Annotated in this window: 16 protein-coding genes and 1 pseudogene; 15 read left to right on the forward strand and 2 right to left on the reverse strand. The window is 72.4% G+C overall.

Annotated features, from left to right (window positions below; genetic code table 11):
- Positions 1-245: 245 nt before the first annotated feature.
- Positions 246-3,008, forward strand: coding sequence for a preprotein translocase subunit SecA (gene secA, locus ACFWJ4_RS27395; protein ID WP_359908546.1), 2,763 nt, complete (start codon positions 246-248; stop codon positions 3,006-3,008).
- 101 nt (positions 3,009-3,109) lie between these two features.
- Here the strand turns inward: secA and ACFWJ4_RS27400 are convergent, their stop codons facing one another.
- Complete coding sequence (locus ACFWJ4_RS27400; protein ID WP_380548168.1) at positions 3,110-3,577, reverse strand: Rv3235 family protein; 468 nt, start codon at positions 3,575-3,577, stop codon at positions 3,110-3,112.
- A gap of 334 nt (positions 3,578-3,911) precedes the next feature.
- On the opposite strand from ACFWJ4_RS27400, the gene ACFWJ4_RS27405 reads away from it, so the two are divergent.
- From ACFWJ4_RS27405 to ACFWJ4_RS27470, 14 genes are all read left to right on the forward strand, one after another.
- On the forward strand, positions 3,912-5,045 hold the full coding sequence (locus tag ACFWJ4_RS27405) for a patatin-like phospholipase family protein (protein ID WP_380548170.1): 1,134 nt from the start codon (positions 3,912-3,914) through the stop codon (positions 5,043-5,045).
- 146 nt (positions 5,046-5,191) lie between these two features.
- Complete coding sequence (locus ACFWJ4_RS27410) at positions 5,192-5,701, forward strand: DUF6912 family protein (RefSeq protein ID WP_380548173.1); 510 nt, start codon at positions 5,192-5,194, stop codon at positions 5,699-5,701.
- A 47-nt stretch (positions 5,702-5,748) separates the two neighbouring features.
- On the forward strand, positions 5,749-6,405 hold the full coding sequence (locus ACFWJ4_RS27415; protein WP_380548175.1) for an HAD family hydrolase: 657 nt from the start codon (positions 5,749-5,751) through the stop codon (positions 6,403-6,405).
- Between the two features lie 193 nt (positions 6,406-6,598).
- Complete coding sequence (gene pruA, locus ACFWJ4_RS27420; protein WP_380548195.1) at positions 6,599-8,224, forward strand: L-glutamate gamma-semialdehyde dehydrogenase; 1,626 nt, start codon at positions 6,599-6,601, stop codon at positions 8,222-8,224.
- Positions 8,225-8,508: 284 nt separating this feature from the next.
- Positions 8,509-13,455, forward strand: coding sequence for an NAD-glutamate dehydrogenase (locus ACFWJ4_RS27425; RefSeq protein ID WP_380548178.1), 4,947 nt, complete (start codon positions 8,509-8,511; stop codon positions 13,453-13,455).
- Positions 13,456-13,875: 420 nt separating this feature from the next.
- Positions 13,876-15,162: an ATP-binding protein gene (locus tag ACFWJ4_RS27430; protein ID WP_380548181.1), complete on the forward strand. Its 1,287-nt coding sequence runs from the start codon at positions 13,876-13,878 to the stop codon at positions 15,160-15,162.
- Positions 15,159-15,560, forward strand: a complete 402-nt coding sequence (locus tag ACFWJ4_RS27435; protein ID WP_380548184.1) for a roadblock/LC7 domain-containing protein — start codon at positions 15,159-15,161, stop codon at positions 15,558-15,560. Before ACFWJ4_RS27430 ends, ACFWJ4_RS27435 begins: the two co-directional genes overlap by 4 nt.
- A complete protein-coding gene (locus ACFWJ4_RS27440) occupies positions 15,557-15,931 on the forward strand; it encodes a DUF742 domain-containing protein (protein WP_359908523.1) in 375 nt (124 codons plus the stop codon). Before ACFWJ4_RS27435 ends, ACFWJ4_RS27440 begins: the two co-directional genes overlap by 4 nt.
- Entirely contained in the window at positions 15,906-16,496 is a 591-nt protein-coding gene (locus tag ACFWJ4_RS27445; RefSeq protein ID WP_359908521.1) for an ATP/GTP-binding protein, read from the forward strand. The genes ACFWJ4_RS27440 and ACFWJ4_RS27445 overlap by 26 nt, the downstream gene beginning before the upstream one ends.
- 73 nt (positions 16,497-16,569) lie before the next feature.
- The gene (locus ACFWJ4_RS27450; RefSeq protein WP_359908518.1) at positions 16,570-17,949 is read left to right on the forward strand and encodes a cytochrome P450; all 1,380 of its coding nucleotides are present in this window, start codon (positions 16,570-16,572) and stop codon (positions 17,947-17,949) included.
- A 227-nt stretch (positions 17,950-18,176) separates the two neighbouring features.
- The gene (locus ACFWJ4_RS27455) at positions 18,177-19,448 is read left to right on the forward strand and encodes a cytochrome P450 (protein ID WP_380548198.1); all 1,272 of its coding nucleotides are present in this window, start codon (positions 18,177-18,179) and stop codon (positions 19,446-19,448) included.
- Complete coding sequence (locus tag ACFWJ4_RS27460) at positions 19,445-20,407, forward strand: enoyl-CoA hydratase-related protein (protein WP_380548187.1); 963 nt, start codon at positions 19,445-19,447, stop codon at positions 20,405-20,407. The genes ACFWJ4_RS27455 and ACFWJ4_RS27460 overlap by 4 nt, the downstream gene beginning before the upstream one ends.
- Positions 20,408-20,530: 123 nt before the next feature.
- Positions 20,531-21,355, forward strand: coding sequence for a hypothetical protein (locus tag ACFWJ4_RS27465; protein ID WP_380548190.1), 825 nt, complete (start codon positions 20,531-20,533; stop codon positions 21,353-21,355).
- A gap of 91 nt (positions 21,356-21,446) precedes the next feature.
- Positions 21,447-22,271, forward strand: coding sequence for a hypothetical protein (locus ACFWJ4_RS27470; RefSeq protein WP_380548193.1), 825 nt, complete (start codon positions 21,447-21,449; stop codon positions 22,269-22,271).
- A gap of 298 nt (positions 22,272-22,569) precedes the next feature.
- Here the strand turns inward: ACFWJ4_RS27470 and ACFWJ4_RS27475 are convergent.
- Positions 22,570-22,818, reverse strand: a pseudogene (locus tag ACFWJ4_RS27475) (hypothetical protein); the annotation flags it as partial.

A 22,818-nucleotide genomic window follows, 5' to 3' on the forward strand; every position in this document is an offset into this window, starting at 1 on the left:
TGAGGCGGCCGGGCATCCGAATATCCCGCCGGTCCGCCCGCCCGGCAGGAGGCCGATTCCAGGGCTCGCCGACCGTTTTGCCCCGGTGGGCGGTGCTATCGGGCCATGTGCCCGCGGGGGTGACACGGGAATACCGTGCTGACGCACCTCCCGGGGGGTTGGACTCCTCGCATACGATGGCCCGTGCGGTGGGGTGACCCGCCGTGCAGTCGTCCAGTGCCAATACAGGCAAGGAGCCCGCTCACGTGTCCGTCTTCGACAAGATCCTGCGCGCCGGCGAGGGCAAGATCCTTCGCAAGCTGCAGCGGATTGCTGCCCAGGTCAACTCCATCGAAGAGGACTTCGTCAACCTCACCGACGCCGAGCTGCGCGCACTGACCGACGAGTACAAGCAGCGGCTCGTCGACGGCGAGAGCCTGGACGACATCCTCCCCGAGGCGTTCGCCACTGTCCGCGAGGCCGCCAAGCGCGTGCTCGGCCAGCGGCACTACGACGTCCAGCTGATGGGCGGCGCCGCCCTGCACTACGGGTACGTCGCCGAGATGCGCACCGGTGAGGGCAAGACCCTCGTCGGCACCCTGCCCGCGTACCTGAACGCGCTGACCGGCAAGGGCGTCCACCTGATCACGGTCAACGACTACCTCGCCGAGCGCGACTCGGAGTGGATGGGGCGGGTGCACCGCTTCCTCGGCCTCGAGGTCGGTGTGATCCTGGGCAGCATGACGCCCGTCGAGCGCAAGCGCCAGTACGGGATGGACATCACGTACGGCACGAACAACGAGTTCGGCTTCGACTACCTGCGCGACAACATGGCCTGGTCGCAGGACGAACTCGTCCAGCGCGGCCACTACTTCGCGGTCGTCGACGAGGTCGACTCGATCCTGATCGACGAGGCCCGCACCCCGCTGATCATCTCCGGCCCGGCCGACCAGGCGACCAAGTGGTACGCCGACTTCGCCAAGCTGGTGCAGCGCCTGAAGGTCGACCGCGACTACGAGGTCGACGAGAAGAAGCGCACCGTCGGCATCCTGGAGGAGGGTGTCAGCCGGGTCGAGGACTACCTGGGCATCGACAACCTCTACGAGTCGGTGAACACCCCGCTGGTCGGCTTCCTGAACAACGCCATCAAGGCGAAGGAGCTGTACAAGCGGGACAAGGACTACGTCGTGATGAACGGCGAGGTCATGATCGTCGACGAGCACACCGGCCGCATCCTGGCCGGCCGCCGCTACAACGAGGGCATGCACCAGGCGATCGAGGCCAAGGAGGGGGTGGAGGTCCAGAACGAGAACCAGACCCTGGCCACCATCACCCTGCAGAACTTCTTCCGCCTGTACGACAAGCTCGCGGGCATGACCGGTACCGGCACCACCGAGGCCGCCGAGTTCCACCAGATCTACAAGCTCGGCGTGGTGCCGATCCCGACCAACAAGACGCCGCTGCGCATCGACCAGCCCGACCTGATCTACAAGTCGGAGCCGGCCAAGTTCGCCGCCGTGGTCGAGGACATCGCCGAGAAGCACGAGAAGGGCCAGCCGGTGCTGGTCGGCACCGTGTCGGTCGAGAAGTCCGAGTACCTGTCGCAGGAGCTGCGCAAGCGCGGCATCCCGCACGAGGTGCTGAACGCCAAGCACCACGAGCGCGAGGCGCAGATCGTCGCGCAGGCCGGCCGCAAGGGCGCCGTCACCGTCGCCACCAACATGGCCGGCCGTGGTACCGACATCATGCTCGGCGGCAACTCCGACCACCTCGCGGCGGCCGAGCTGGCGCAGCGCGGGCTGACCCCGACGGACACCCCGGAGGAGTACGAGGCCGCCTTCCCGGCCGCGCTGGAGAAGGCCAAGGCCTCGGTCAAGGCCGAGCAGGACGAGGTCAAGGAGGCCGGTGGCCTCTACGTCCTCGGCACCGAGCGGCACGAGTCCCGCCGGATCGACAACCAGCTGCGCGGCCGCTCCGGCCGTCAGGGCGACCCGGGCGAGTCCCGCTTCTACCTGTCGCTGGGCGACGACCTGATGCGCCTGTTCAAGGCCGGCATGGTCGAGCGCGTGCTCTCGATGGCCAACGTCCCGGAGGACGTGCCGATCGAGTCCAAGATGGTCACCCGCGCCATCGCCTCCGCGCAGACCCAGGTCGAGCAGCAGAACTTCGAGATCCGCAAGAACGTCCTCAAGTACGACGAGGTGCTCAACCGCCAGCGCGAGGTCATCTACGGCGAGCGCCGCCGGGTGCTGGAGGGCGAGGACCTCCAGGAGCAGGTCGGCCACTTCATGGACGACACCGTCGAGGCGTACGTCCGGGCGGCCACCGGTGAGGGCTTCGAGGACGACTGGGACCTGGAGAAGCTCTGGACCGCGCTCAAGCAGCTCTACCCGGTCACCCTGGACCTGGAGGAGCTGGAGGAGGAGGCCGGCGGCCAGGCCGGTCTGACCCCCGAGTTCCTGATCAAGTCCATCCAGGAGGACATCCAGGGCCAGTACGGCGCCCGAGAGGACCAGCTGGGCGCTGAGATCATGCGCGAGCTGGAGCGCCGGGTCGTGCTGTCGGTGCTGGACCGCCGCTGGCGCGAGCACCTCTACGAGATGGACTACCTCCAGGAGGGCATCGGCCTGCGGGCCATGGCGCAGCGCGACCCGCTGATCGAGTACCAGCGCGAGGGCTTCGACATGTTCACCGCGATGATGGAGGGCATCAAGGAGGAGTCCGTCGGCTACCTGTTCAACCTGGAGGTCCAGGTCGAGCAGCAGGTCGAGGAGGTCCCGGTCGAGGACGCCCAGGTGGTGCTCGACAAGCTGGAGAAGGACGCCGCCCGCCCGGAGATCAAGGCCAAGGGCCTGGAGGCCCCGAAGCCGCAGCGGCTGCACTACACGGCCCCCTCGGACGAGGTCGGCGGCGGTGTCATCGAGGGCGACTTCGAGGACCTCGCGCCGGAGGACGAGGGCGACGGGCTGACCCGCGCCGAGCGCCGCAAGGCCGCGAAGTCGGCCAAGGGCCGCCGCCGCAAGGGCTGAGCCGGCCGCCGGACACCAGCCAGGACGCCACGCAGGGCGCCGTTCCCGGACCGGGACGGCGCCCTGCGCCGTCGGGTACCGCCGGGGGTGCGGCGGGGCGCTCACCGGGCCTCCACGGCGGTGCACTGCCACTGCCCGGCCGGGCCGCGCTGCTCCAGCCGGAAGGCCACCACGTGGTGGCGCCGGCCGAGGTCGACCCGCACGCAGGCCTCGACCGCGTCCGGGGCGGGCGAGCGGTCGTGCACCGGGCCGAGCCGGGGCCGGTCGGCGGGGCCGCCGCGGCGCAGCGCACCGGCCCGTACCAGCGAGGCGAGCTGTCCGTAGCCGGCCAGGCTGGTGTGCCGCATCAGCTGGCCGGAGGGCCGGGCGCCGGTGAGCACCTCGACCAGCCGGTGGGCGAACCGGGCGGCCAGCGCCCCGGAGTCGGGTCCGGGGGAGTCGGGTCCGGGGGAGGCGGCGCAGGCGGCGCGCGGGTGGCGCGGTCGGCGGCCGGCCGGGTCGCAGCCGTCGGCGTCGCGCGGACGGCGGTGCGGGTGGGCGGTGGGACGGGCGGTGAACCGGACGGTCACGGGGTGGCTCCTCGGCTGGGTGGTGCGGGTACGGACGGGTCCAGGCTGGAGGCGTCCGGCGCGGGGCGGCAACGGGTTTCCTGAGTGCCCGGGGCAGGCTTCGGAGTTCACCTATCCGGGGGAACCGGCCAGTGCGGCGACGGGCCGGACGGGCCGGTCGCCGGCGCCCGGTTGACGTGCGGGGACGGACCGTACGGCCCGAAAGGGGACGCTCCGACTGGGCGGACCGGGTGGCGGCGCGCGGCCGCCGCGTTGCGCCGTACCGGCCCGGAGCGCACCATCGGACCCTGACCGGGAGCGGACGGCCGGGCTCCCACGACGAGGGGCGGCCGGTATGGCGACACGGGTGGCGGCGGCGTCGGCCGCGGGCACCGCTCCGTCCGCCGCGGGCGGTCCCCGGCGCGGCCTGGTGCTGGGCGGCGGCGGGATGCTCGGCGCGGCGTGGACGGTCGGTGCGCTGTGCGCCGTCGAGGAGGCCACCGGGCGGCAGCCGGGCGAGGCCGACGTCCTGCTCGGCACCTCGGCGGGCGCGATCCTCGCCGCGATGCTGGCCGGCGGCGTCCGCCCCGAGCACCTGCGCGACCACCAGCGCGGCCTGCCGATCACGGAGGGCCCGCTGGCCGGGGTGGCCTTCGACTACGACACCGCCGTCGGCGGTGCGCTGCCGCCCCGCCCGCGGGCCGGCATCGGCTCGCCGGGGCTGCTGCGCGACGCCGTCCGGCATCCGCGCGAGTACCCGCTGCTGACCATGGTCTCGGCGCTCGCACCGCACGGCCGGGGCTCGCTGGCGCCGGTCGGCGAGCTGGTGCGCGGCCTGCTCGGCGACACCGGACCGCTCGGCGGCGGTGGACCGGCCGGCGACGACGGCCGGCCGGAGCCCGGCGGCGGGGGATCGCCGCTGCGGGTGGTGGCCGTGGACTACCGCAGCGGCCGCCGGGTCGTCTTCGGCGACCCGGGCGCCCCGGCCGTCCCGGTGCCCGACGCCGTGATGGCCTCCTGCGCGATCCCCGGCTGGTTCGTGCCGGTGCGGCTGGACGGCTCGGCGTACGTGGACGGCGGCTGCTGGTCCGCCACCAACGCCGACCTGATGCTCGGCCGGGGGCTGGACGAGGTGTACGTGCTCGCCCCGATGGCGCTGCGGCTGGACCCCCGGCCGGGGCGGGCCGGGCGGCGGGGCGGGCTCGCGTCCGGCCGCGACACCCTGGCCGCCCTGCGTGAGTGGCGCGCCCGGGAACGCCCCCGCGGCGTGCTCGCCCAGCTGGTGAGCCGCTACCGCCACGCCGTCACCCGGCAGCTGCTGCGCGAGGCCGCGCTGCTGCGGGCCGAGGGCGTCCGGGTGCTGCTGCTCGCGCCGACCCCGGCGGACCTCGCGGCGATGGGCCCGAACATGATGGACCCGGCCCGCCGCGGCGCGGTCCTGGAGAGCGCCCTGCGCACCGGCCGGGAGGCGCTGCGGCCCCGGCGGTGAGGGCCCGGCCCGGGACCGGAGGCGATCACGGGCCGTCCGGCGGCGCCTATTCTTGGGGCGCTGGAGTCTTGGGGCGCCGGAGAATCGGTGCCGCTGGACGAACCCCGCTGGACGAACCCTGCTGGACGAACCGGAGAGTGCCACCGATGCGCGTGTACGTGCCCACCACCCTGACCGGCCTGGCGGCGGCGCGCGAGGGCGGCGCCCTGGACCAGTCCGCCGCGTACGCCGTGACGCCCGCGCTGCGCGAGTGGTACGTCAGCGACGACCTGGAGGAGCTGGAGTACGCGGCGCTGAACCGGGCCGCGCAGTCCTCGCTGCGGCTGCTGGCCGCCGACCCGCAGGCCCCGTGCCGCCGGGTGGTGGTGGCGCTGGACGTGGCCGACGCCTCGGTGCGGCCCTTCCCCGGGGACGAGTACCAGGACCAGGCCTCGCTCGGCCGGGTGGTTCTGGCCGGCCCGGTGCGGCTGGCCAAGGCGGCCGCGGTGCACGCCGACGTGGCCGACGACGAGGTGGTCACGGACGTGGCGGCGGCGGTGGCGGCGGTGGCCGCGGCCGACGCGGGCGACCAGGACGCCCAGTTCACCGTGGACGGCGCGGAGGACCACGACCTGCTCTGGTACGCGACCCAGGAGATCCCCTCCCTGCTCGCGTGAGGTCCGTCCTACCGGCGTGTCACCCGGTCGGGTTACCGTTTCACCCTGTGCGCACTCACATCGTTTGGGACTGGAACGGCACGCTCTTCCACGACATGGAGGCGGTGCTCGGGGCGAGCAATGCCGCGTTCGCGACCGTCGGCATCGAGCCGATGAGCCTCCAGGAGTACCGCGAGCAGTACGAGATCCCGATCCCCCGCTTCTACCAGCGACTGCTCGGCCGGATGCCCTCCACGCAGGAGTGGCTGAGGCTCGACGACGCGTTCCACGACCGCTACCGGGAGCTCAGCGCCTCCTGCGGGCTGACCGAGGGCGTGCGCGAGCTGATGGACGGCTGGCGGGCGGCCGGGAACAGCCAGTCGCTGCTGTCGATGTACGAGCACGACGCGCTGCTCCCGCTGGTCGACACCTTCGGCCTGACCGGCGGCTTCCTGCGGGTGGACGGCCGCAGCGGCCCGTCCGGCGGCCAGAAGGCGGAGCACCTGACCCGGCACCTGGCCGCGCTCGGCGAGCGGGTGGACCCGGCCCGTACGGTGCTGATCGGCGACGCCGCGGACGACGCCGTGGCGGCGCTCGGCGCGGGCGCCCACGCGGTGCTCTACACCGGCGGTTCGCACACCCGGGAGAAGCTGGAGCCGGTCGGCGTCCCGGTGGTGGACAGTCTGGCCGAGGCGGTCGAGCTGGCCGGCCGGATCGCGGGCTGAACCCCGGGCCCTCCCGTCCCCGGCCGGACCGCGGGCCCTCCCGCCGTTGCGGGCCGGACCGCGGGCCCCGGGAAGCGGGCGGACGTGGCGGGCGCCACGACCGCCGTGCCCGGGTGTGAAAGGGCGGATCGCGCCCCGGCTGGTCAGGCTGGTGTCACACCCGACCAGCCGCCAGGACGGAGCCACCATGCCCATCGACGCAGTCACCGAGGTCCCGGTGCCGGTCAACGAGCCGGTGCACGCGTACGCGCCCGGCAGCCCGGAGCGGGGCCGGCTGGTCCGGCGGCTGGACGAGCTGGCCGCCGAGCAGGTCCCGCTGCCGATGACCATCGGCGGTGAGCAGCGCTTCGGCGGCGGCGAGCGGATCGAGGTCGTCCAGCCGCACCACCACGCCGCCAAGCTGGGCGTGCTCGGCAACGCCACCCGGGAGGACGCCCGGGCGGCGGTGGACGCGGCGCTGGCCGCCGGGCGGCAGTGGCGCTCGCTCTCCTTCGACGACCGCGCGGCGGTCTTCCTGCGCGCCGCCGACCTGCTCGCCGGCCCCTGGCGGGAGACGCTCAACGCGGCCACCATGCTCGGCCAGTCCAAGACCGCTCAGCAGGCGGAGATCGACTCCGCCTGCGAGCTGATCGACTTCTGGCGGTTCAACGTCCACTTCGCCCGGCAGATCCTGGCCGACCAGCCGGCCTCCTCGCCCGGCGTGTGGAACCGAACCGACCACCGCCCGCTGGAAGGTTTCGTCTACGCGGTCACCCCGTTCAACTTCACCGCGATCGCCGGCAACCTGCCCACCGCCCCGGCGCTGCTGGGCAACACCGTGGTCTGGAAGCCCGCGCCGACCCAGACCCTGGCCGCCCACCACCTGATGCGGCTGCTGGAGGCGGCCGGCCTGCCGCCCGGGGTGATCAACCTGGTGACCGGCGACGGCCTCCAGGTCTCCCCGGTGGCGCTGGCCGACCCGGCGCTCGCCGGGCTGCACTTCACCGGCTCCACCGCCACCTTCCAGTACCTGTGGCAGACCATCGGCGCCAACATCGGCGGCTACCGCACGTACCCGAGGATCGTCGGCGAGACCGGCGGCAAGGACTTCCTGCTGGCCCACCGCTCGGCCGACCCGGAGATCCTGAGGACCGCGCTGATCCGCGGCGCCTTCGAGTACCAGGGCCAGAAGTGCTCGGCGCTCTCCCGCGCCTACCTGCCGCGCAGCCTCTGGCAGCGGATCAAGGACGACTTCCTGGCCGAGGTGGACGCGCTCGCGGTGGGCGACGTGACCGACCTGTCCAATTTCATGGGCGCCCTCATCGACCGGCGCGCCTTCGAGCGGAACCGGGACGCCATCGACCGGGCGAAGGCCGATCCGACGATCGAACTGGCGGCCGGCGGACAGTACGACGACGCGATCGGATGGTTCGTCCGGCCGACCGTGCTGGTCTCCTCCGACCACCGGGGCGAGATCTTCCGGACCGAGTACTTCGGCCCGATCCTCGCCGTCCACGTCTACGAGGACTCCCGCTGGGACGACGTGCTCCGCCGGGTCGACGACGGCGCCCCGTACGGCCTGACCGGCTCGGTGATCGCGCAGGATCGTTACGCCATCGCCCAGGCCGTCGAGGAACTGCGCTTCACGGCCGGGAACTTCTACATCAACGACAAGCCGACCGGGGCCGTCGTCGGCCAGCAGCCCTTCGGCGGCGGCCGGGCCTCCGGCACCAACGACAAGGCGGGCGCCGCGCAGAACCTGCTCCGCTGGACCTCCGCACGGTCGATCAAGGAGTCCTTCGTCCCGCCGACGCACCACGGCTACCCGCACATGGGCTGAGAGTGAACACCGGACTCCGGTTTGGACATGGTGTCCAGGACGGACCCGACTTCCTGCGGGTTTGCGCCTACCTGTCCCTGTCCACCTTCGATTGATCCGGTTAGGCTGGCTGGCGTCGTCGGGTGGCTGCAGGACGAATGAGTCGTCCTACCCGCTGGGAGGACGTTTCATGCGTGCCATGAGCCCCTTTCAGTCGGATGGTGCGGCAGGATTGCGGTGACCCGTCGGTGTACATCCACACACCACCGAGTCACGCAACGGCGCGCGACAGGAGCCAAGAAGTCATGCAGACCAAGCTGGACGCAGCCAAGGCCGAACTGCTCAAGAAGGCAGCCGCAGCCGCTGAGAACAGCCAGGTGGGGGGAGCGGCGCCGGGGGAAGGTCTGAGCAATGGCGCTCTGACCGCGTACCTGCACCACTACTACCTCCACACCGCGCCCGAGGACCTGGTCGACCGCGACCCGGTCGACGTCTACGGCGCGGCCGCCTCCCACTACCGGCTGGGCCTCAAGCGCCCGCAGGGCACCGCCGAGGTGCGGGTCCACACCCCCTCGGTCGAGGAGAACGGCTGGTCCTGCGGCCACACCGTGGTCGAGGTCGTCACCGACGACATGCCCTTCCTGGTCGACTCCGTCACCAACGAGCTGTCCCGCCAGGACCGCGCGATCCACATCGTGATCCACCCCCAGCTGGTCGTCCGCCGTGACATCACCGGCAAGCTGCTGGAGATCCTGGACGTCGACGCCTGCTCCCGCAGCCAGGCCGCCGGCACCGACTGGCCGGCCGACGCGACCGTCGAGTCGTGGATGCACATCGAGGTCGACCGCGAGACCGACCGCGAGGACCTGCGCTCCATCGAGGCCGACCTGCGCCGCGTGCTCGGCGACGTCCGCGAGGTCGTCGAGGACTGGGGCAAGATGCGCGAGAGCGCGCTGCGCCTGGCCGACGAGCTGGCCGAGCAGCCCCCGGCCGGCCTGCCCGAGCAGGAGGTCGGCGAGGCCTGGGAGCTGATGCGCTGGCTCGCCGACGACCACTTCACCTTCCTCGGCTACCGCGAGTACGACCTGGTCGAGCACGAGGGCGAGGAGGTCCTCAAGGCCGTCGCCGGGACCGGCCTCGGCATCCTGCGCGCCGACCCGCACAGCCACGACGACGCCCACCACGCGGTCAGCGAGGCCTTCGGCCGGCTCTCCGCGCCGGTGCGCGCCAAGGCCCACGAGAAGAAGCTCCTCGTCCTGACCAAGGCCAACAGCCGGGCCACCGTGCACCGCCCGTCCTACCTGGACTACGTCGGCGTGAAGAAGTTCAACGCCGCCGGCGAGCCGATCGGCGAGCGCCGCTTCCTCGGCCTGTTCTCCTCCGCCGCCTACACCGAGTCGGTCACCCGCATCCCGGTCGTGCGCCGCAAGGTCCAGGAGGTGCTGGAGGAGTCCGGCTTCTCCAGCGAGAGCCACGACGGCCGCGACCTGCTCCAGATCATGGAGACCTTCCCGCGGGACGAGATCTTCCAGACCCCGGCCTCCGAGCTGCTCTCCATCGCGACGAGCGTGCTCTACCTCCAGGAGCGCCGCAAGCTGCGGCTGTTCCTGCGCCAGGACGAGTACGGGCGCTACTTCTCGGCGTTCATCTACCTGCCGCGCGACCGCTACACCACGCGCATCCGGCTGCTGATCACCGACATCCTCAAGGAGGAGCTGAACGGCGCCACCATCGACTACACGGTGTACGCCACCGAGTCGGTGCTGACCCGCCTGCACTTCGTGGTCCGGGTCGCCCCGGGCACCGAGCTGCCGCACCTCTCCGACACGGACATCGAGCGGATCGAGAACCGGCTGGCCGAGGCCGCCCGGTTCTGGATGGACGGCTTCCACGACCAGCTGCACACCGAGCTGGGCGAGGAGAAGGCCGCCGAACTCGGCCACAAGTACGCCAACGCCTTCCCCGACGGCTACCGCGCCGACTTCCCGCCGCGCACCGCCGTCGCCGACATCAAGCAGATCGAGTCGCTGCACGGCGAGGGCGACTTCCGCCTCAACCTGTACCAGCCGGTCGGCGCCGGCGACGACGAGCGCCGCTTCAAGATCTACCGGGTCGGCGGCCCGATCTCGCTCACCGAGGTCCTGCCGGTGCTCCAGCGCCTGGGCGTCGAGGTGCTGGACGAGCACCCGTACGCGCTGCGCCGCTCCGACGGCACCACCGCGTGGGTCTACGACTTCGGCCTGAAGCTGCGCGAGGCCACCGAGCTCACCGACGAGGCCCGCGAGCGCTTCCAGGAGACCTTCGCCGCCACCTGGACCGGCAAGGCCGAGAACGACGGCTTCAACGAGCTGGTGCTGACCGCCGGACTGACCTGGCGCCAGGCGATGATGCTGCGCACGTACGCCAAGTACCTGCGCCAGGCGGGCTCCACGTTCTCCCAGGACTACATGGAGGACGCGCTCCGCAACAACACCCACACCACCCGCCTGCTGGTCAACCTGTTCGAGGCCCGGCTGAGCCCGAGCCACCGTTCGGGCGCCCTGGAGCTGACCGAGGGCATCCTGGAGGAGCTGTCCGGCGCCCTCGACGAGGTCGTCTCGCTGGACGAGGACCGCATCCTGCGCTCCTTCCTGAACCTCATCAGGGCCACCCTGCGGACCAACTTCTTCCAGCGCACCGCCTCCGGCGAGTGGCACTCCTACGTGTCGATGAAGTTCGACCCGAAGGCCATCCCGGACCTGCCGGCCCCGCGCCCGGCGTTCGAGATCTGGGTCTACTCGCCGCAGGTCGAGGGCGTCCACCTGCGCTTCGGCAAGGTCGCCCGCGGCGGCCTGCGCTGGTCCGACCGGCGCGAGGACTTCCGCACCGAGATCCTGGGCCTGGTCAAGGCGCAGATGGTCAAGAACACCGTCATCGTCCCGGTCGGCGCCAAGGGCGGCTTCGTCGCCAAGCAGCTGCCGGACCCGACGGTCGACCGCGACGCCTGGCTGGCCGAGGGCGTCTCCTCGTACAAGACCTTCATCTCGGCGCTGCTCGACATCACCGACAACCTGGTCGGCGGCGAGGTCGTGCACCCGGCCGACGTGGTCCGCCACGACGAGGACGACACCTACCTGGTCGTCGCCGCCGACAAGGGCACCGCGACCTTCTCGGACATCGCCAACGGCGTCGCCGAGTCCTACGGCTTCTGGCTGGGCGACGCGTTCGCCTCCGGCGGCTCGGCCGGCTACGACCACAAGGGCATGGGCATCACCGCCCGCGGCGCCTGGGAGTCGGTCAAGCGCAACTTCCGCGAGCTCGGCGTCGACACCCAGACCGAGGACTTCACCGTCATCGGCATCGGTGACATGTCCGGCGACGTCTTCGGCAACGGCATGCTGCTCAGCGAGCACATCCGCCTGGTCGCCGCCTTCGACCACCGCCACATCTTCCTGGACCCGAACCCGGAGGCGGCCTCCTCGTACGCCGAGCGCCGCCGGCTGTTCGAGCTGCCGCGCAGCTCCTGGGACGACTACGACAAGTCGCTGATCTCGGCCGGCGGCGGGGTGTACCCCCGGTCGGCCAAGGCGATCCAGCTGACCCCGCAGGTCCGGGCCGCGCTCGGCGTCGAGGCGGCCAAGCTGACCCCGGCCGAGCTGATGCGGGCGGTCCTCCAGGCCCCGGTCGACCTGTTCTGGAACGGCGGCATCGGCACCTACGTCAAGGCGTCCACCGAGACCAACGCCGAGGTCGGCGACAAGTCCAACGACGCCATCCGGGTCAACGGCGAGCAGGTCCGCGCCCGGGTCATCGGCGAGGGCGGCAACCTCGGCTGCACCCAGCTCGGCCGCATCGAGTACGCGGCCACCGGCGGCCCGGAGGGCACCGGCGGCTGGATCGACACCGACGCGATCGACAACTCCGCCGGTGTGGACACCTCGGACCACGAGGTCAACATCAAGATCCTGCTCAACCAGGTCGTCGCCGAGGGCGACATGACGGTCAAGCAGCGCAACGTCCTGCTGGCCGAGATGACCGACGAGGTCGGCCACCTGGTGCTGCGCAACAACTACGCGCAGAACGTCGTGCTGGCCAACGCCGTCGCCCAGGCGCACAGCATGGTCAACGTGCACGCCCGGATGATCAGCCGCTTCGAGTCGGCCGGCCAGCTGGACCGCGGCCTGGAGTTCCTGCCCACCGAGCGCCAGATCCGTGAGCGCCAGCAGAACGGCCGCGGCCTCTCGCAGCCCGAGATGTCCGTCCTGCTCGCGTACACCAAGATCATCCTGGCCGAGGAGCTGCTGGCCACCGAGCTGCCGGACGACCCGTTCTTCCGCAGCGCGCTGCACGAGTACTTCCCGAGCGCGCTGCGGTCGAAGTTCGCCGACGCGATCGACAACCACGCGCTGCGCCGCGAGATCATCACCACGCTGATCGTCAACGACACGATCAACCGCGGTGGCTGCACCTTCGCCTTCCGCCTGAAGGAGGAGACCGGCGCGACCTACGAGGAGATCGCCCGGACGCACACCGCCGCGCGGGCCGTCTTCGACCTGGAGCCGATCTGGGCCGAGATCGAGGACCTGGACAACAAGGTCCCGGCCCGGGTGCAGACCAAGATGCGCCTGCACTCGCGGCGCCTGGTCGAGCGCGCCACCCGGTGGATGCTCAACAACCGCCGCCAGCCGCTCGACATCGCCGGCACCATCGAGTTCTTCCACGACCGCGTCAACCAGGTCTGGGCCTCGCTGCCCAAGCCGCTGCGCGGCGAGGACCTGACCTGGTTCGAGTCCGTGTACGGCGAGCTCGCCGCGGCCGGAGTGCCGGAGGAGCTGGCCACCCGGATCGCCGGCCTCTCCTCGGTCTTCCCGACCCTGGACGTCGCCGAGGTCGCGGACCGCTCCGGCAAGGACGTCGCCGAGGTCGCCGACCTCTACTACGACCTGGGCGACCGGCTCCAGATCTCGCACCTGCTCGACCGCATCATCGAGCTGCCCCGCACCGACCGCTGGTCGTCGATGGCCCGGGCCGCGATCCGCGAGGACCTCTTCGCGGCGCACGCGGCGCTGACCGCCGACGTCCTGGCCTGCGGCGCCGAGGGCGCCACCCCGGAGGAGCGGTACACCGCCTGGGCCGAGCTCAACTCGACCCTGCTGAACCGCGCCAAGAGCACCCTCGACGACATAAGGGGTTCGGACAACTACGAGCTGTCCAGCCTCTCGGTCGCGATGCGCGTCATCCGCACCCTGCTGCGCACCGGTTCGATGCGCTGACGGACGGCTGTGCCGGAGGGGCCCGCGTCCACGGACGCGGGCCCCTTCCGCATGCGCGGCCGCCGTGTCCGGAGGGCCGTCGATTCCGGGGTGTGACGGCGCGATCACCCTGCGCGCGAATCGAAGTGTGGTCGGGACGTGTCCCTGTGGTTAACGCGGCGTCACGAATGCCGTCATTTCTTGTCAGAGTTCCCAGCAAGTCGTGGAATTTCGCCCCAACTGCCCTTTTTGGTATCTGTTCTGACATGGCATGAGTTGCAGTAGGCTGACTCCGCGATAGGCGTCGCCGCAGGTCTCGTGCCGGAATGCACTTCGATGTGATGTGACATCAGGTGCCTTTCGGGGAGGTTCGGGCCGCCAGTCCCATTCGCGTTTCGGGGCCCGGACCGGCTCCACGCGATGCCACCTGAAGAGAGTTTCATGACGTCATTTGTGCAGGAACCCTTTTTCTGGGTCTTCATCGTGGTGATGCTCGCAGCCGTCGGAGCGGCCCTCCAGGCCCGCAGGACGAACCTCGCCCTGCGGCGGCGCAACGCCTCCCTGGAGGAGACGAGCGCCCTGGCACAGCGCCGGAGCGACGAGCTCGCCGCGCTGCACGACCACCTGCAGGGCCAGCACGCGTCCGAGCTGACCGCCGTCCGCCGGGACGCCGAGGAGGACACCAAGGCCGTCCTCAAGGCGGCGATGCGGACGCTGCAGGGCCTGGCCGACGAGCAGCAGGTCGTCATCGACAAGGTGCAGCGGAAGTACGGCGACAGCCCGCAGATCCTCGCCGACCTGATGACGATCGACCACACGAACAGCCAGTTCGGCCGGCGCGCCCAGGGCATCGCGGTGCTCTGCGGCGGCTGGCTGGGCCGCCGCGAGAGCGTCGCCTCGGTCTACGACGTGGTCCGCAGCGCCCAGGGCCGGATCCGGCACTTCGACCGGGTGCGGATCCACTCCCGGGTCAGCGTCTCGCTCGCCAGCAAGGTCGTCGAGCCGGTCGCCGTGGTGCTGTCCGAGCTGCTCGCCAACGCGACCAACTACTCCGCCCCGGACACCCCGGTGGAGGTCAGCGTCCAGGCCGTCCCCACCGGCGTCTGCCTGATCATCGACGACGCCGGCCTCGGCATGGGCCAGGAGGAGAAGGACCGCGCGGCACTGCTCCTCAACCCGGGCGCGCCGATCGGCCTCACCAGCCTGGGCAACCCCCCGAAGTTCGGCTTCGCCGTCTCCGGCATGCTGGCCGCCCGCTACGGCTTCCGGGTCTCCGTCGACTCGGTCTCCCCGTACGGGGGCGTGCGCGCCGTGGTGCTGCTGCCCGCCGAACTGCTCAGCAGCGAGGTCGCGGCCCCGCCCGTCGCCGAGCACACCGACTACACCGACTACCAGGCCCAGGCCGCGCCGGTGGAGCAGCCCGCGCAGTCCTGGGCGCCGGGAGCCGGCCAGCGGCTGGTGTCGCTGTCCGAGCCGGCGGCGCCCCTGGCCCCGGTGCCGGCGCCGTACGCGGCGACGGCGGGACCGGAGACCACCGCGGACGGACTGCTGCCCCGGCGCCGCCGCCAGCGCCCCGTGTCGGTCGTCCCCAACCCGCTGGACCCCGGTCGGGCCGAGGAGCCGGTGCGGAGCACCGGCCAGCACACGCCGTCCCGCCTCGGCGCGTTCCAGCGCGGCACGCTGTCCGGGCGCAACACCATGACCACGGAAGGAACCGAGATCCAGTGAGCCGTGATCTTTCCTGGGTGCTCAACGACGTACTCCAGGTACCCGGCGCCCGGCACGCCATCCTCGTCTCCGCCGACGGCCTCCTGCTCGAACGCTCCAGCGAGATCGGACGCGACGAGGCGGAGACCAACGCCGCCGCGATGAGCTCGATGCAGTCGCTGAGCCGCGCGGTCGCCCCGTTCGTCGGCGGAGGCGGCGGGCTCTGGCGCCAGACCCTGCTGGAGTACGACCACGGCTGGATCTTCCTGATCGCGGCCGGCAGCGGCGCGTACCTGGCCGCCTCCACCGCCCCCGACGTCGACATGGAGGCGATGTCCTTCCGGATGCAGCAGCAGGTGGGCGCGCTCGGACGGGCGATGTCGGCGGCGCCGCGCCAGAGCACGTTCAGCGGCTCATGACGGCCGGCGGCGAGGAACAGCGGGTCACCGGCGGCTTCATCCGCTCCTACGTCATCACCGGTGGACGCGAATTACCGAATGCGGACGACCTGTCTCTGATCACCTTGGTCACCGTCGCGCCCGAGCAGGACCTCCCCGCCCTGCCGAGCCCCGAAACCCGGGCGATCTGGGAGCTGTGCTCCGGCGGCTACCTCTCGGTGGCCGAGGTCGCGGCCCGGCTGGAGCTGCCGGTCGGGGTCGTGAGGCTGCTGCTGACGGACCTGATCCGGGAGGGACGGCTGCTGCGCCGGTCGGCCCCGCCCCCGGCCCAGGCCCCGGACCCGAGACTTCTAGAGAAGGTACTGCATGGACTTCAACGCCGGTTCGCCTGAGGACATCTACGTCCCCGGCGCGGTGACGACCGCTGTCAAGATCCTGGTCGTGGGGCACTTCGCGGTCGGCAAGACCACGCTCATCGGGGCGCTGTCGGAGATCGCCCCGCTGAGCACCGAGGAGAGCATGACGCAGGCGTCCATCCGCGTCGACGACCTCCGCGGCGTACCGGACAAGAAGACCACGACCGTCGCCCTGGACTTCGGCCGGCTGACCCTCGGCGACGACCTGGTGCTGTACCTGTTCGGCACGCCGGGACAGCAGCGGTTCATGCAGCTCTGGGAGGACATGGCGCGGGGGGCGCTGGGCGCCCTGCTGCTGGCCGACCCGACCCGCCTCGCGGACACCTTCCCCGTCATCGACCTGATCGAGCAGTACGGCCTGGAGTACGCGGTGGCGGTCAACAGCTTCGACCGGCAGAGCGACTACACCGAGGACCAGCTCCGCGAGGCGCTCGACCTGCTGCCGCACACGCCGGTGGTGTTCTGCGACGCGCGGGACCAGCGGTCCTCGGCCGACGCCCTGCTGACGCTCGTCCGGCACCTGCTCGAACGCGCCTCCTGACCTCCCCCACGCCTCCCTCCCCTCACGTCTCCCGGGTCCGCACCCGCCCGGGGCCACCCCCAAGGAACGACCCATGGAATCTCTGCAGCGACCCGTCCCGCAGTCGCCTCCGCCGGGCTGCCCGATGCACGTCGGCGTGAGCACGCCGCTCTACGGGGAGATGTTCTCGGCCGACCCCGACGCGGTCTACGACAAGCTGCGCGCCCACGGTCCCGCCGCGCCGGTGGAGTTGGCCCCCGGGGTGGACGCCACCCTGGTCACCTCGCACGAGGCCGCCCTGCGGGTGCTGCAGAACCCGGGGATGTTCGCCCGGGACTCGCGGCGCTGGGCGGCGCTCAACGAGGGCCGGGTGCCGATGGACAGCCCCGTCCTGCCGATGATGTTCTACCGGCCCAACTGCCTCTTCACGGACGGCGCCGAGCACCTGCGGCTGCGCAAGGCCGTCACCGAGAGCCTGGACCGGCTCAACGACAACCGGCTCAACCGGCACGTCGAGCGGATCGCCGGCTACCTGATCGACCAGTTCAGCGCGCTGGGCCGGGCCGACCTGCTGAACGACTACGCCAAGCTGCTGCCGCTGCTGCTGTTCAACCAGCTGTTCGGCTGCCCGGCCGACATCGGCGACCGGCTGACCCGCAGCATGTCCGCGCTCTTCGACGGCCTCGACGTGATCCAGGCCAACGAGGAGCTGACCTCCTGCCTGATGGACCTGGTCGCGCTGAAGCGCCGCCAGCCGGGCGACGACATCACCTCCTGGCTCATCCAGCACCCGGCCGGCCTGCGGGACGAGGAGCTCAAGGACCAGCTGGTCATGCTGATGGGCGCCGGCGTCGAGCCCGAGCGCAACCTGATCGGCAACGCGCTGCTCCTGCTGCTGTCCGGCGAGGGCGGCTCCGGACTGCGCATCGAGGACGCCCTCGACGACGTGCTGTGGAACAACCCGCCGATCGCCAACTACGCGACGCACTACCCGATGCAGGACCTCAACCTGGGCGGCGTCCCGATGGACGCCGGCAGCCCGGTGGTGATCAGCTTCGCCGCCGCCAACAGCGACCCCGCGCTCACCGACGCCCGGCTGACCCTCAGCAAGGGGGCCCACCTGGCCTGGGGCGCCGGCCCGCACGCCTGCCCGGCCAAGTCCCCGGCCCAGCTGATCGCCCTGAGCGCCATCGAGTGCCTGCTCAACGCGCTCCCGGACGTCACGCTCGCGGTTCCCGCGGAGCGCGTGGAGTGGCGGCCGGGCCCGTTCCAGCGCGGCCTGGTCTCGCTGCCGGTGCGGTTCAGCCCGGTGGCCGCCCGCACTGCGCGGCCGGTCGCGGACCCCGCCCCGGCCCCGTCGCCGGCCGGCTCCGAGCAGGCGCAGGCGTACCCGCAGCCCACCGCCGCCGCGCCCGCCCGGGCGCCGCAGAAGAAGGGCTGGTGGAGCTCCTTCCTGGACGTCTTCCGGGTCTGAATCCGGGCCCGATCCCGGGCCTGATTCAGGGCCCCGGGCGTCCGGGGCCCCGGGGATCCCGGTCCGACGCGCCGCCGGAAGCCGCCCGGTCACCGCGAGGTGAACGGCGTGCGACGGCGGTGCAGTACGTGACGTGGGCAACACGGATCGACGCTTGAGCGCGCTGTTGCTGGGTAGTACGCCGCCGTACTGCCCGCCCGCGTGTTGAAGGAGCCCGTGTGACCGCCATGTTGGAAGCCCGCCCCGCGGAGTCGGAGCGCCCTGACGGCAGGGTCGACCGCCGTGCCGCCGTACCGCTGCTGCGGAGGCTGCGGTCGGCCGAGGGGCTCGCCGATCCGAGCCCGGTCTACGACGGGCTGCGGGCGCTCGGGGACCTCGTCCCGGCGCCCTGGGGCGGCTACCTGGTCACCGGTTACGAAGCGTGCGACCAGGTCCTGCGCGGCAGGACCTGGCTCGTCCCGGACTTCGCCTGGCAGGAGCGGCAGACCGGGACGGAGCGCTGGGAGGCCGTCGCCACCCAGGAGATGAGCCGGACCCTCTCCCGGCTCAACGCCCCCGAGCACACCCGGCAGCGGCGCAGCCTCGGGAGCCTCTTCGACCGGAACACGCTGCGGGACATGGCGCCGGAGATCGAGGCCGACGTCACGGGGCTGCTCGACCGCCTGGCCGAGCGAATACGGACGGACGGCGAGGCGGACTTCGCCACCGTGGTCGGCGAGCAGCTGCCGATCGGCACCGTCGGTCGCTGGCTGGGCATCGCGCCCGCGGACTACCCGCACATCCTGACGATGACCCACAACCAGGTGCACGCCCAGGAACTGCTGCCCACCAAGAGCCAGCTGGCGGTCTCCGAGCAGGCCACCATGGACCTGCGCGAGTACTTCACCCGCCTCGTCCGGGAACGCCGCGAGAACGACGGCGACGACGTGATCGCCGGCTGGATCCGCACCTGGGACGGGCTGGAGTCCGACCGCGAGGCCACCGACCGGATGGTCTACCAGCTCACCATGTTCGTCACCATCGCCTCGCTGGAGACCACGGCGACGCTGCTTTCCTCGCTGGTGTGGCAGCTGCTGCAGTCGCCAGGCAGGTGGGAGTGGCTGCGGGAGCGGCCCGAGCACATCGACGAGGCGATCGACGAGGCGCTGCGCTACGACCCGCCGATCCGCGTCAACAGCCGCGTCGCGGGCGAGGACACCGTGCTGGCCGGGACGTTCCTCCCCAAGGACACCATGGTCCACGTGATGTACGGCGCGGCCAACCGCGATCCGCGCCGCAACCCGGACCCGCACACCTTCGACCCGCTCCGCCGGGGCACCCACCTCACCTTCGGCGGCGGCGCCCACTACTGCCTCGGCGCGGGCCTGGCCCGGCTGGAGGCGCGCGCCCTGCTCGGCCAGCTGCTGGAGCGCTTCCCGACGCTGCGGGCGGTGAGCCCGCCGGAGCACGCGCCCCGGATGGTCTTCCACCGGGTGACGTCCCTGAGAGTGGCCGCATGAACGTCTCCTCGCAGGCTCCCCAGTACCACCCGTACGCGATGCGGCCCCCGTACCCGGCGAACCCCCCGGCGCCCACCGGCTGGTACGCCCAGCCCGAGTCGGCCTCCGCTCTGGCACCCGAGCCGGCACCCGCTCTGGGCCCCGCTTTGGCACCCGAGCCGGCCTCCGAGCCGGCACCCGGGCCCGCGCCGGTCCGTACGGTCCGTTCCGAGCTCCGGGGAGCGGTGCTCCACGTCGAGCTGGACAGCCCGGAGACCGGGAACGCCGTCACCTCCGCCATGCTGGACGAACTCCTCGCCGTCCTCGCCGTGCCCGACCCCGCCGTGCGGGTGATCGTGCTGTCCGCTGCGGGCCGGGACTTCTGCCTCGGCGGCGACCGCGAGGAACTCCTCGCGGGCCTGGACGAGGACCCGACCGGCGGCCGGATACGCAGCTACGGGGACAGGGCGCGCAGGGTCTGCGACGCCCTCACCAACAGCCCCGCCGTGACCGTCGCACGGGTCCAGGGCCGGGCGACCGGCGCCGGCTTCGCCCTGGCGCTCGCCTGCGACCTGCGGGTCGGCGCCGACAACGCCGTCTTCCGGCTGCCCGAGCTGGCCCTGGGCCTGCCCGTCGCCTGGGGCGGGCTGCTGCCCCGCCTGCTCCACGAGGTCGGCGCGGCCCGGGTCCGGGAGATCATCCTCACCGGCCGGCCGGTCGGCGCGGTGGAGGCGCGGGAGCTCGCCATCCTGCAGCGGGTCGTCCCCGAGCAGGACCTGGACGGGGCGGTGGACGAGTGGGCCAGGCCCGTCACGCGCCGCCCCGAGGCCGCCCTGCGGGTCACCAAGACGCTGCTCGCCTCGCACGCGTCGGCCACCCGGCTGGCCGACGCCTCCGTGCTCGACTCCGAGCTGATGGCCTCGGTCCTCGCCGCCGCCCACTACACCCGCGGCCTCGCCGCCCGGCCCCCGGTCGACTGACCGGCGCGCGCGAAGGGGGCCCGCGTCCTCGGACGGGGGCCCCTTCCCCACGGGTGGAAATCGATTGTGGATCGTGCCCGCACGTTCGCTACCGTGTGCGATCGACGAAGGGGAGGGATCACCGTGGGGACGATCCGCAACACCCGTGCGGCGGTGGCCGTACTGACGATGGCTCTGGTCGTGGCCGGGGCGGCGGCCTGCGAGGGCGGCGGGGGCGGCGGGGGCGGCGCGGGGAAGGCCGGTGCGAGCGCGGCGGCCGCCACGCCGCCGCAGCCGTTCGGCGCGAACGGCTACCGGGGACTGCAGCTGTCGATGACCAAGGACGAGGTGCTCGCCGCCGGGGCCCTGGAGCCGTCGCCGGTCTCGGTGCTGAACGGCTGCACCGACTACGCGTACAAGGGCGGCCCGGCGCCGGATCCGGTCCGGATGGCGAACGAGGCGGAGGTCCACGCGAAGGCCGGCAAGGCGCTGGCCAGGATGGACGAGATGAGGGCGAAGCGGAAGACGCTCCCGCCGCTGGCGGCCGGGGCCTCGCTGAAGGAACTGCAGGAGCACAGCGCGCGCCTCCAGGAGCAGCTCCAGCAGGATGCCGCCGACCAGAAGGAGTTCGCCGAGCTCCAGAAGGACCTGGACCTCGTCACGCCCGCCCGCAAAGCCCGGGACGAGGCCCTCAGGGCCACCGGCCGGGTCAACTTCGGCACCGAGGGCCTGCGCCAGGTGGTGGCGCCCGCGGACGCCCGCACCGCCGAGGGCGTCGGCGCGGGTTCGACGGAGGAGGAGCTCAAGCGCGCCTACGAGGGCAAGGAGCTCAAGCCGACCAAGGGCGGCACGTACGAACTCCCGGCCGAGAGCGGCAGCGGCGGCCCGGACTGGTTCTACGAGTTCACCGTGGCCGACGGCAAGGTGGCCGGCCTCGCCCTGGTCAAGCACAACACCTACTGTTCCTGAGAACTCAATTGTGGATCATGGTCGTGGCCCCGGTACGGTGATCGCCGGTACGACCAAGGGGGATTGCGACATGGGAAAGACGCGCAGGTCGATGCGTGCGGTAGGGGTCGGCGTCTCGGTGGCGCTGCTCACCGTCGGGGCGGCGGCCTGTTCCACCGGCTCCTCCGACAAGGGGAAGGACGGCACGGCCAAGGCCCAGGCCGCCACCGGGGCGCCCACGGCGGCGCCCACGCCGAAGGGGCCCGAGGCCTTCGCGGCAGCCGGGTACCGGGGGCTGAAGCCGGGGATGGCCAAGGACGCCGGGCTGGCCACCGGAGCCCTGGAGAGCGCACCGGTCTCGCTGCTCGAAGGCTGCACGGACTTCGTCTACAAGGGCGGCCCGGCACCGGACCAGGCCCGGATGGCCGCCGAGGCGGCCACCGAGGCCCGGTACAAGGACCTGAACGCCAAGGCCGACGCGGCCAGCGGGAAGGCGCCCGCCCCGCAGGGCACCCTGCCGCCGAACGCCTCCGCCAAGGACGCGGCGGCCGCCGCCGCGGGCTCGGCCGCCGGGGCCGCGGACTCGGCCGCCGCCGCCAAGCTGATCGCCGACTCGACGATGGCCCTGGTCGACCTGAGGGTGGCGAAGGAGGCCAAGGAAGCGGCGTACCTGGCCACCGGCCGGGTCTCCTTCGCGGCGACGGGTCTGCGCGAGCTGGTCGCCCCGGCGGAGGCGAGGACGGCCGAGGGCATCGGCGCCGGTTCCACCCTGGAGGCGCTCCAGCAGGCGTACGGCGCCAAGGGCCTCCAGCAGGCCAAGAGCGGCAAGTACGTGCTGCCGGTCGAGGGACAGCAGGGCTGGCAGTACGAGTTCACCGTGGACGGCGCGAAGATCGCCGGGATGGCCGTGGTGAACCGCGACATCAAGTGCGCCTGACGGCCTGACCGGCTTGGTGGCTTGGCGGCTTGACCGCCTGGCGGCCCGACCGGCCGGCGGCGGAGGCCCCGACGAACCACCGGGTTCGTCGGGGCCTTTGCCGTACTCCGGTGGGAACCCGGCGGCCCGTGCGGACAGGTGGGAGCGTGCAACCGTCACAGCGGGCCCGATGGAGGAGCGGCGACCGACGGGCGTTCGGGGAGCTGTTCGCCGGCCCCGGCCCCGGCGCCCGCCCGTAGCGGGACCGCAACCGGGGGAGGGGCCGTGGAGCGCTGAACCGGCGCAGGGCGTGCGGCGGTCAGCCGCTGCCCGCCGCGATGAGCGGTTCGTGCCGCCCGCGCAGGGCCGAGCGGGCCCGGGCGACGCCGCCGGGGGTGGCGGGGGCTCCCGTGCCGACGGCGACGGTTCTCGCGCCGAGGCCCGCGCAGGTGCGGCAGATGCCGGGGCGGGGGACCGGGTCGTGGCAGCGGCCGCACTCGGCGTACGGCGTCGGCGGGGGCGCTTCGGGGCGTTCCGGCGGCAGCTTGCGGTGCAGCCGGTCCCGGAG

Origin of the sequence: Kitasatospora sp. NPDC127067, assembly GCF_042724755.1 — a bacterium.
Taxonomy (GTDB): domain Bacteria; phylum Actinomycetota; class Actinomycetes; order Streptomycetales; family Streptomycetaceae; genus Kitasatospora; species Kitasatospora lactacystinica.